This window comes from Ideonella sp. P3_A4 (assembly GCF_056403075.1).
Genome location: NZ_JBFUGE010000227.1, coordinates 1 through 9,580 on the forward strand (window position 1 = coordinate 1; position 9,580 = coordinate 9,580).

The window sequence follows — 9,580 nt, forward strand, 5'->3', positions numbered from 1 at the left end:
GCAGTGCAGCGGCGGCGACGACAAGGGGTGGTGCTGGCAGCGGCCGCTGCCAGCCGGCAACCGTATCCTGGACATGACGTTCGTCGATGCCGGCACCGGGTGGGCAGTAGGTCAGGCGGGACAAATCCTGAAGACCATGGACGGTGGCGCGACCTGGGTCCCCCAGGTCTCGCAGTTGACCGACGACTTGAGGTATGTACGTTTTGCGAGTGCGTCCGTCGGTTGGATCATTGGCGACCACGGCGCGACCCTCAAGACCACCGACGCCGGCGCCACCTGGACCCGGCAAGCCAATGAGACGGGCTACCCCGGTGAACCAGCGGGCATGGGCCTGGTCGTGCTGGATGAATCGCAGGTACTGGCTGTGTTCGACTATGAACAGGCGCGAACGACGGTCGACGGGGGCCAGACCTGGGCCACCGCGAAGCTGAGCCCGGACGAAGTCACTGAAGACGGCACGTTCTGGAAGGTCGATTACTTCTCTGGCGTTCGCAAGTCGACGCACATGGGGGCTGATGACTCGACGGTGTCGTTCGACATGGGCGGCACCGGATACCTGCGCCGCTTTAGCATGGGCAGCGCGCGCACCGGCCTGCTAATGACCTATGACTGGTCGACGTCGGAGCAGCGGATGTTCCGCACCCGCGACGGCGGCGCGTCATGGGGGCGGGTCTCTCCTGTAGGCCTGCCCGAGCAGGTGGAATTCCTCAAGGTGTTCGGCGACAGCGCGGCCTGGGCTGCCGGTGAGAACAGCCTGTTCCGCAGCACCAATGCCGGCAGTTCGTGGACGAAGGTCCAGGTGCCGGACGAGGTCTACGATCCGTCGTATGAACTCCATGCGCAAGACGCGCAGACGCTGTGGTTCAGGATTGGCAACGACTTCTATCTCACGACAGATGCCGGCAGTCATTGGGCACGGCTGGGCGTCGCGCAGGAGTTGTACCAGGCGAGCAGCCTGTTCGTCGGACAGGGAGCGTTGTGGCTGACCTATGACTCGCGGGTCTATCGCTCGCTCGATGGTGGCGGCGCCTGGACCCAGATGTTCGGCCCGCCGGCCGATGAAAGCTGGACTGAGCTCAGTTCGGTCTGGTTCTTCGATCAGCACAAAGGCGTCGCGGTCGGCAACGGGGGGTGGCTGCTGGAGACCAGCAATGGCGGCCGTGACTGGACGCGCAAGAGCCTGACGGGCCAGCAGGGCAGCTTCGCGAAGCTGCAGTTMGTGTCGTCGTCGACCGGTTGGCTCGCCGGCGAATGGGGCGTCAGCAAGACCACGGACGGCGGCGCCAGTTGGTGGACCCCGGTGGTCACTGGTGGCTTGATCAATGTCCACGCCTTTCACTTTATCGATGCCCGCAACGGGTGGGCGATCGCCGGCTATCGCGGGCTCCATCGGAGCACCGATGGCGGAGACACCTGGCAGCCGCTGCCGGACACGGCGTTTACCGCGACGAGCATCCGTTTTCTCGACGCTAACGTCGGTGTCGCCACCGGCGACAGCGGCACCGTCTATCGGACCGACGATGGCGGGGCCACCTGGAGCGCACGGCCGACCGGCATCTTCGAGGAGATGAATCGCGTGGTGTTCGTCGGTGCATCCACGGCTTGGGCCGTCGGTGAAGCCGGGGCAGTTTTGACGTCGACCGATGCTGGGCTGTCATGGAGTCGGGTGCTCGTACCACCGCGTACCTCGCTTCGCGACATATGGTTCACCGATGCGTTGCATGGTTGGATCGTCGGTGATCACGGCACGGTGCTGGCCACTGTCGATGGCGGCAAGACGTGGGGTGTCCAGGCCAGCCACGCCGCTGGCGGGCTGCGCGCGGCGTTCTTCCTCGACGCCTACACCGGCTGGATCGTCGGCAGCGATGGAATGGTGCTCGCGACAGCCACGGGCGGGCAATAAGCCAGCCCAGCTACTTCACACTGACCCAGCGCAGCTCGACCGTGTCGTTGTTCCACTGAACCAGGCTGACCTTCTTCGCCATCGCCCAGGTCAGCGTGCGGCGGTAGAGCGGGATGAAGGGCAGGTCATCGCCGATCAGGCGCAGCGCGACGCCGATCTGCGCGCGGCGGCGGGTCAGGTCGGGCTCGGTGCGGATGTTGTCGATCAGCGTATCGAGCTTGGGGTTGCTGTAGCGGCCGGCGTTGAAGATGCCCGTGCCGGTACCGGCGCCTTTGCTGTGGAACAGCGCGTTCAACGTCGACCACGGATCGGGCTGCGGCGTGAAGCCGAATTCGATGAAGCTGGCGCTGGCCTGGCTCAGCTTGGGGAAGAACTGGTTGGTGGGCGATGAGTGCAGCGTCGCGCGGATGCCCACCTGCGTCAGCATCGCGGTGGCGGCCTGGCAGACGTTCTCGCGGAAGGCGATGTTCACGCAGTCGAGCGTGACCGAGAAGCCGTTCGGGTAGCCGGCCTCGGCCAGCAGCGCGCGCGCCTTTGCGGGGTCGTAGGGCAGGCGCTTGTCGAGTTCGGGTGGTGAACCGTCGAGCAGTGGCGACAGGAGGGCGCCTGTGGGCCTGCCTTGTCCGTGCAGCACCTTGGCGACGATCAGGTCGACGTTCAGCGCCTGGTAGACCGCACGTCTCACGCGCAAGTCCTTGAAGGGGTTCCTGCCCTTCACGTCGCTGCCTTCGAGCTCGTCGCTGGCCTGGTCGAAGGTCAGGTACTGCTGGCCGATGTCCACCGTCTGTGCGAGCTTCAGGCGGTCGTCGTGCTTCAGGCGGTCGATGTCCTGGAACGGTGGGTCGAGCACGAGGTCGATCTCGCCCGAGGACAGCGCCGCCAGCCGCGTGGCGTCGGAGCGGATCGGCAAGAAGCTGACCTCGTCGAGATTGCCGTTGCGTTTGTCGCCGCGGCCCCACCACTGCGGGTTGGCTTTCAACACCACCTTGACGTCGGGCTCGTAGCGGTCGAGCCGGAAGGGGCCTGTGCCGTTGGCGTTGCGCACGGCAAAGGTCTCTTGCTTGCCATTGAAGTCCTGCGCCTTTTCGACGCCGTGCTTCTGCGCCCAGGCCCGGCTCATGATGCACCAGTACTGCAGTTTCTCGGGCAGCACCGCATCGGGGGTTGCCAGCAGCAGGTCGACCGTCAGCGGGTCAACGACCCGGGCACCGGTGACACCCTGCAGCTGGAAGCCGCGCTGCGAAGGCGGGGCCAACGCGCGTTCGACCGAGAACACCACGTCGTCGGCAGTGAAGGGCGTGCCGTCGTGGAACTTGACGTCGGGGCGCAGCTTGAAACGCCACGTGGTCGGATTGGGCTGGCTCCAGGTCAGCGCAAGCGCCGGCTCGAGCTTCATGTTCGCGTCGCGGCCGACCAGCGATTCGTAGATCTGGTAGATGACCCGCGCGTGGTACAGCAGCGCCAGCGCATGCGGGTCCATCGACTGCGGATCGAACCCCGTTGCTACCCGCAAGGTTGCCGCGGGCGTGGGCAGTGCGGCCAGGCCGATCAGGCCGCCGGCGAGCCAGCCGGCGGCGCGCCGCAAGAGCCGGCGCAGGTTGTTCAGATGACGGACAGGCTCAGCTGGTCCCAGAGGAAGTCGCGGACGGTCGGCCACCATTTGCTGTCGATGCCCAATGGCACGGTGTGCGGCGCGTCCGGGGTCGGGATCGTGGTGCAGCTGTTGCCGGAAGCGTCGATGCGCTGCTTGGTCGGCAACACATTGCCGGCCCAGGTCGCGCCGGTCGTCTGGTCTTGCGGTTGAGCATGGAACAGCAGCACCGGCGCGTCGTTGCGATCGTAGTGCAGCAGCGGGTCGGAATCGAACTGCGGGTCGATCAGCGTGGCGCCGGTGGACACGACGGCGGCCACATGCGATGAGATGCCGGGGTAGTCGGACGAGGTGCCGGCGAGCACGTCGGGGTCACCCTCGATCGCGCTGACCAGCGCCAGGCCGCCGCCGGCCGAGCTGCCGACGATCGCGATGCGTGAGGTGTCGATGTGATAGGTACTCGCGTTGACCTTCAGGAAGCGCACCGCGTTCAACAGGTCGTCGCTGGCCTGCACGATCGCCATCGTGCGCAGCTCTGGGCTGTCGGTGTTGTCCGGGGTCAGTCGGTAGTTGATCGACGCAGTGACGAAACCGGCGCGCGCATAGCCGATGGCGTCGTCGGCCTTCTCTTCCTTGCCACCCTGCGTGTAGCCACCGCCATGCACGAAGATCACCAGCGGCATCGGCGTCGTCGACGTCGCGTTCGGCGGCACCCAGACGTCCATCAGCAGCGTCAGCTGGTTGGTGCCGACCTCCTGGGCCTTGCGTCTGTCGGAGGTGTACTGCTCGCTGTTCCAGTTCGACCGGTGCGAGTAGGCCACGTCGCCGTACGGGTGGACCTCCATCGCCTGGTAGACGGCGCCTTGGAACAGTTCAAACGCCTGACTGCTCTTGCCTCCGCCGCCGCAGGACGCCAGAAAACCGAGCATCGACAGGACAAGAACGGAAAAATAGGAGCGCATGGCAGCCAAAAGTGAGGAGCAGAAGACATTCTGACCAACAGGGGCAACGCGCATTCCTGCTGCACCGTTGTCAGTGGTGAGCAGGTGTTACCTTTGATGGGGCGGCCTGCGGGCTTACCCGCGGGTCATATGGCGTGATGGCCGGCGTTGGAACGCCAGCTCCCCGATCTGGTGCGCGCGGCCATCCCGGCCGCGCCAGCTCACTTGCGCATCAGCGTGCTCTTGCCGAACAGGCTCTCGATCAGGTCGACCGCGATCTCGGCGGTCTTGTTGCGCACGTCCAGCGCCGGGTTCAGCTCCATCACGTCCAGGCTGGCTAGGCGGCCAGTGTCGGCAATCATTTCCATGCACAGCTGGGCTTCGCGGTAGGTCGGGCCACCGGGGATGGTGGTGCCGACGCCGGGTGCGATGTCCGGGTCGAGGAAGTCGACATCGAAGCTCACATGCAGGTGGGTGTTGACGTCCATCGTCGCCAACGCCAGCTCCATCGTGTGGCGCATGCCCATCTCGTCGATGTAGCGCATGTCGTAGACCTCCAGGCCTACCTCGTGCACCAAGCGTTTTTCACCCGGGTCGACCGAGCGGATGCCGATCTGGCGGATCCACTTCGGGTTGATCGCCGGCACCTGACCACCGATCTCGATCAGCTCTTTGGGGCCGTGGCCGCACAGGCAGGCCACCGGCATGCCGTGSAKGTTGCCGCTGGGCGTGAGCTGGCTGGTGTTGAAGTCGGCGTGCGCGTCGAGCCAGAGCACGCGCAGTTTCTTGCCAGTCTCGCGGCAGTGGCGCGCCACTGCGCTGATCGAGCCCAGGCCCAGGCAGTGGTCACCGCCCAGCAGGATGGGAAGACGCCCGTCGGCCAATTCGGCGTGCACGGCGTCGTGCACCAGGCGGTTCCAGGTCACCACCTCAGGCAGGTGGCGGTAGCCCTCGTCTGGTGGTTGCCAGGGGTTGGACGGGCCGATCAGGTTGCCGCGATCCAGCACTTCCAGGCCGTGGCCCTCGAGGATGGGGCCGATGTTGGCGACGCGCATGGCTTCGGGGCCCATGCTGGCGCCACGCGCCCCGGCGCCGATGTCGGTCGGCGCGCCGATGAGTGAGACTTTTTTCAGCATGGGGGCGTATTGTCCGGTGTTCCTGACGGAGAAGTATGCGTCCGATGGACCTGCAGGCCGGATTTTCGGCGGCAGGAGCGGTTTAGATGCCGCCCGTGTAGTCACCGTTCCCGTCTTCGCCGGCGTCCAGCCCATAGTCTTGCGCCAGCACTTCCCAGGCTTCGTCGGCCGTCTCGACGAAGCGGAACAGCTTCTCGTCGCCCGGGCTGATCATGCCGGTCTCGATCAGGTAGTCGAAGTCGATCAGCCGTGTCCAGAACTCGCGCCCGAACATCAGGATGGGCCGGCGCCGGCACTTGCCGGTCTGCATCAGCGTCATCGCCTCGAACAGCTCGTCCAGCGTGCCGAAGCCGCCCGGGAAGCACACCAGCGCGACCGAGCGCATCAGGAAGTGCATCTTGCGCAGCGCGAAGTAATGGAACTGGAAGCACAGCTCCGGCGTGATGTACGGGTTCGGTGCCTGTTCGTGCGGCAGCACGATGTTCAGGCCAATGCTCCTGCCGCCGATCTCGTGCGCGCCGCGGTTGCCTGCCTCCATGATGCCGGGCCCGCCGCCGGTGCAAACATAGATCGGCCGCGCCAGCCGGCGCGAGCGCTCGGTCACCAGCGTCGAAAAGCGGCGTGCCTCCTCGTAGAAGCGGCYCATCGCCAGCTGCGTTTCGGCGCGGCGGATGGCGGCGGCGTCGCCGACCGCGTTGGCGTCGGCCAGCCGGTGTTCAGCCACATCTCGCGGCGGGATGCGCGCGCTGCCGAAGATCACCACCGTGCTGCGGATGCCTTGCTCCTGCTGCACCAGCTCGGGTTTCAACAGCTCCAGCTGCATGCGCACCGGCCGCAGCTCCGGGCGGACCAGGAAGTCGGTGTCGGTGAATGCCAGGTGGTAGCTGCTCTCGGGCCCGTCGTAGCGCGGCGGCGCCGTCAGGGCTTGCGCTTCTTCTTCGGCACTCGGGAAGTTGCGGGCGGTCAGGTCGATGGGTTTGTCCATCAAGCAGTGAAAATTGCAGAAGGGGGAGGGAGCTTACTCCCGCCGCACCGCGCCGGGGCGCCACAACGCACCGGCTTCAGGCGTCGCTGCGCCGTTGTGCGCGGACGGGGCCACAGACCGCGCAGTCCGTTTGTTGCGCGAGGCGGATTTCGTCCCAACGCATGCTGCGTGCGTCCAGCATCAGCAGACGGCCCGCCAGCGATTCGCCGACGCCGGCGAGCAGCTTCAGCGCTTCGGCCGCCTGCATCGTGCCGATGATGCCGACCAGCGGTGCGAACACGCCCATCAGCGCGCAACGTGCCTCTTCGGTGGTCGCATCGGGCGGGAACAGGCAGGCGTAGCAGGGCTTGCYGGGCTGGCGCGTGTCGTAGACCGAAATCTGCCCGTCGAAGCCGATCGCCGCGYCGGCCACCAGCGGCTTGGCATGGGCGACGCAGGCGGCATTCACCGCCTGGCGCGTGGTGAAGTTGTCGCTGCAGTCCAGCACCACATCGACCTCGGCCACCAGCGTGTCCAGCAGGGCCGCATCGGCGCGCTGGCAGAGGGTGCGGATGTCCAGCGTCGGGTTGATCGCCAGCATTGCCGTTCGGGCCGATTCGGCCTTGGGCACGCCGACGCGCGCCATGTTGTGGGCAATCTGGCGCTGCAGGTTGGTCAGGTCGACTTGGTCATGGTCGACCAGTGTGATTCGGCCCACGCCTGCCGTGCCAAGGTACAACGCCACCGGCGAGCCCAGGCCGCCGGCGCCGATGACCAGCGCGTGGCCGGCCTGCAGCTTGGCCTGGCCCTCGATGCCAATCTCGTCGAGCAGGATGTGGCGCGAGTAGCGCAGCAGGTCGTCGTCGGTCATGGCGCAAGGATACGGGCCGTTGCCGAGACCTTGACCGCTTAGGGGCGGGCGGTCGTTTGGTCGGGGGCCTCAAGAACAAACGCCGCAAGCCCTTGCAGGCCGGCGGCGTTGATTTATGGGCGTGCCTTGTCGGCACGCGCGGGTGGATCAGTGCTCGGTGTCGGTGTCCAGCGGGCGCTCGGTCATGGTCTTGCTGACCATCACCGGGTGGKTCTTCAGCCGGTTCATCGCCTGGGTCAGCTGGAAGTCTTCGCCACTACCGAACTCAGGCAGCGGCTTGATCGTGCCGTCCTTGATCTTCTCGGCTTGCTCTTCCAGCTTCTTGCGGGCCTCTTCGCGCGCCTTTTCACGGGCCTCGTTCTTCTCTTCGCCGTTGACCAGGTGCTTTTCCAGGTCAGCCTCGCGCATGCGCAGCGCTGCGAAGACATTGCCTTCGGCGGTTTCGTCGAGCCAGACATCAGGCACGATGCCCTTGGCCTGGATCGAACGGCCGCTCGGCGTGTAGTAGCGGGCGGTGGTGATCTTCAGCGCGGTGTCGGCTGACAGCGGGCGAATGGTCTGCACCGAGCCCTTGCCGAAGGTCTGTGCGCCCATCACGACGGCGCGGTGGTGGTCTTGCAGCGCGCCGGCAACGATCTCGCTCGCCGAGGCCGAGCCTTCGTTGACCAGCACCACCATCGGCACGTTCTTGATCGCGGCCGGCAGCTTCTTCAGCGGGTCGACGCCGCCGCGGCGCATGTAGTTGTCGGGCGACGCGTGGTAGGTGAACTTCGAATCGGCGATCTGGCCGTTGGTGCTGACGACGATGGCGTCGTTCGGCAGGAAAGCGGCTGACAGAGCCACCGCGCCTTCGAGAAGGCCGCCCGGGTCGTTGCGCAGGTCGAGCACCAGGCCCTTGATGTTCGGGTCTTGCTTGTACAGCTCTTCCAGCTTCCGGCTGAAATCTTCGATCGTGCGTTCCTGGAATTGGGTCACGCGCAGCCAGGCGTAGCCCGGCTCGATCATCTTGGCCCGCACGCTCTGCACGCGGATCTCTTCGCGCGTGATCGTCACCGGGAAGCTGCGGTTCTCGGTCTTGCGGAACACCGTCAGCATGACCTTGGTGTTCGGGTCGCCACGCATGCGCTTGACGGCCTGTTCCATGCCCAGGCCCTTGACGGGCGTGTCGTCGATCTTGGTGATCAGATCGCCCGACTTGATGCCGGCGCGGAAGGCGGGAGAGCCTTCGATCGGGGAGACGACCTTGACGACGCCGTCTTCCATGCCGATTTCAATACCGACGCCGACGAACTTGCCGGTGGTCGATTCGCGGAATTCCTTGAAGCTCTTCTTGTCGAAGAACTGCGAGTGCGGGTCGAGCCCCGACACCATGCCCGACAACGCGTCGTTGATCAGCTTTTTCTCGTCGACCGGTTCGACGTAGTCGCTTTTCAGGATGTCGAACGCGCGGGCGAGCTGCTGCATCTCCTCCAGCGGGATCGGCGAATAGGTATTTCGCGCGATGGCTGTCAGCTGCATCGTCGTCAATGCGCCTGCCACGGCTCCGAGGGTCAGCAGACCCGCTACTTTCAGTTTTGCACCCATTTTGTCTCGCTTGAAACGCTCGCGTACGCAGCCAGCCAAGTATAGGTCTGCAACGATTGGCTGAGTTCCCTACAAAACCGAAAAGTTGCTTGAACGGCGTGGCAAAAGTCGTGAGCGGGTACTCACAAATCGACACGTTTCTGKGGGTGGGAAAACCCCGCCGTTGGGTCCCTGGAAAAGAGGCGAAAAACCTATGTTTCTCGGGGGAACGTGACCACGTGGTCGACCTGAGGCCGGATGCCGATCCATTCGCCCAATTGGTGGTCGTGGTGCGAGGGCACGTGCGCCAGCACTTGCTCCCCACTGGCCAGGCGCAGCGTGTAAAGAAATTCCGAGCCGCGGAAGGCCTTGCGCTCGATCCGCGCTTTCACTGGCGCGTCGTCGTCGTGGACGATGTCGTCGGCGCGCAGCAACACGTCGCATTCACCGCCGGGGTAGGCGTCAGGCAGCAGGCATTCGTCGGCGTCGTCCAAGTCACCCAGCGGGGTGCGCACGCGCGGGCCTTCAGGCAGCGAGACGATCTGGCCGGGCGTGAAGACGCCATGGCCGATGAAGCCGGCGACGAAACGGGTGGCCGGGCGGTGGTACAG

The 9,580-nt window shown here is 65.6% G+C and carries 8 protein-coding genes; 1 reads left to right on the forward strand and 7 read right to left on the reverse strand.

Translation table 11 applies throughout. From position 1 onward, the window contains the following. Window positions 1-1,903: WD40/YVTN/BNR-like repeat-containing protein (locus tag AC1DYI_RS19000; protein WP_477205692.1), on the forward strand; the 1,903-nt coding region annotated here is incomplete at its 5' end. Between the two features lie 10 nt (window positions 1,904-1,913). Here AC1DYI_RS19000 and AC1DYI_RS19005 read toward each other — a convergent pair. The 7 genes from AC1DYI_RS19005 to AC1DYI_RS19035 form a co-directional block, all read right to left on the reverse strand. Next, window positions 1,914-3,488, reverse strand: coding sequence for an ABC transporter substrate-binding protein (locus AC1DYI_RS19005; protein ID WP_477205693.1), 1,575 nt, complete (start codon window positions 3,486-3,488; stop codon window positions 1,914-1,916). A gap of 17 nt (window positions 3,489-3,505) precedes the next feature. Then, window positions 3,506-4,456 carry an alpha/beta hydrolase fold domain-containing protein gene (locus AC1DYI_RS19010; protein ID WP_477205694.1) on the reverse strand — a complete coding sequence of 317 codons (951 nt, stop codon included), beginning with the start codon at window positions 4,454-4,456 and terminating at the stop codon, window positions 3,506-3,508. A gap of 200 nt (window positions 4,457-4,656) precedes the next feature. Further along, window positions 4,657-5,571 (reverse strand): arginase, encoded by a 915-nt coding sequence (gene rocF, locus AC1DYI_RS19015; protein WP_477205695.1) that lies wholly within the window; start codon window positions 5,569-5,571, stop codon window positions 4,657-4,659. Window positions 5,572-5,653: 82 nt separating this feature from the next. Next, window positions 5,654-6,556, reverse strand: coding sequence for an LOG family protein (locus tag AC1DYI_RS19020; RefSeq protein WP_477205696.1), 903 nt, complete (start codon window positions 6,554-6,556; stop codon window positions 5,654-5,656). A gap of 76 nt (window positions 6,557-6,632) precedes the next feature. Continuing rightward, on the reverse strand, window positions 6,633-7,406 hold the full coding sequence (locus AC1DYI_RS19025; RefSeq protein ID WP_477205697.1) for a HesA/MoeB/ThiF family protein: 774 nt from the start codon (window positions 7,404-7,406) through the stop codon (window positions 6,633-6,635). Between the two features lie 147 nt (window positions 7,407-7,553). Continuing rightward, entirely contained in the window at window positions 7,554-8,990 is a 1,437-nt protein-coding gene (locus AC1DYI_RS19030) for a S41 family peptidase (RefSeq protein ID WP_477205698.1), read from the reverse strand. Between the two features lie 191 nt (window positions 8,991-9,181). Then, window positions 9,182-9,580 (reverse strand): TOBE domain-containing protein (locus tag AC1DYI_RS19035; protein ID WP_477205699.1); only part of this gene is annotated, 399 nt, incomplete at its 5' end.